At 70.7% G+C, this 1,296-nt stretch carries 1 protein-coding gene; it reads left to right on the top strand.

The features are described from left to right. The coding region (locus tag G6030_RS12360) for an AMP-binding protein (RefSeq protein WP_182643321.1) at positions 1–1,215 on the top strand (1,215 nt) is incomplete at its 5' end. Positions 1,216–1,296: the final 81 nt, after the last annotated feature.

Here is a 1,296-nt window from a genome sequence, read left to right as displayed (position 1 = left end):
GCCACCGACGCCGCCGACGGTCCGCTCGCCGGCGCCACCACCCTGCGGACGATCGTGCGCATCCCCCTCGACGCCGGCGACACCGTCCCCGCCGGCACCGGCGCCGCCGGGGGCGTCGACGTCCTCGACTTCGACGACCTCCGCGCCCTGGCCACCGACGAGCTGCTCGCCGCCGCGGACGCCCGCGCGGACGCGGTGACGGGCGACGACGTCGCCGACATCCTGTTCACCTCCGGCACCACCGGCAAGAGCAAGGGCGTCGTGGCGCTGCACCGCCAGACCGTCGCGGGCTCGCGCGCGTGGGGTTCCAACAACGGGCTGACGGACCGGGACGGCTACCTCATCGTCAACCCGTTCTTCCACAGCTTCGGCTACAAGGCCGGCTTCCTGGCGTGCGTCCTGTTCGGCGTGACGATCGTCCCGCTCTCGGTCTACTCGACCACGGAGACCATGCGGCTGATCCAGGACGAGAAGGTCACGATCCTCACCGGCGCGCCGACGATCTTCCAGACCCTGCTCGACGATCCCGCCCGCGGCGACTACGACCTGTCCTCGCTGCGCGTGGCGGTGACCGGCGCGTCGGTCGTGCCGGTGGTGCTCATCGAGCGCATGCAGTCCGACCTGGGCCTGGAGACGGTCATCACGGCGTACGGGCAGACCGAGACGATGGGCTTCATCACCACCACCCGGACCGGCGACGACGACGTCACCGTCTCCACCACGTGCGGCCGCGCCTACCCCGGCATGGAGATCCGCATCGGTGAGCACGGTGAGATCCTCACCCGCGGCGAGATGGTCATGCAGGGTTACCTCGACGACCCGGAGAACACCGCCAAGACGATCGACCCGGACGGGTGGCTACACACCGGCGACGTGGGCGAGATCGACGCCGACGGCAACCTGCGCATCACCGACCGGCTCAAGGACATGTACATCAACGGCGGCTTCAACGTCTATCCGGCGGAGATCGAGCAGACCCTCGCCCGCCTGGACGGCGTGGTGGAGTCGGCCGTGATCGGCGTGCCGGACGACCGGATGGGCGAGGTCGGCAAGGCGTTCATCGTCCGTCGCGAGGGCTCGACCCTCACCGAGCAGGACGTGCTGGACTTCTGTAGAGAGCACCTGGCCAACTTCAAGCGGCCGCGGACGGTGGAGTTCGTCGAGGCCCTCCCACGCAACGCCTCGGGCAAGATCCTCAAGACCGAGCTGCGATGAGCACCCCGGTGGGCCGGCGCGGCGCCGTGGTGGCCACCGGGGCGTCGGGCGGGATCGGCGCGGCCGTCGCCCGCCGCCTGG

The organism is Dietzia sp. E1 (assembly GCF_014145015.1).
GTDB classification, from domain to species: domain Bacteria; phylum Actinomycetota; class Actinomycetes; order Mycobacteriales; family Mycobacteriaceae; genus Dietzia; species Dietzia cinnamea_A.
The sequence above is the reverse complement of the archived record's forward strand: the minus strand, read 5'-3'. Positions and strand labels throughout refer to the sequence as shown.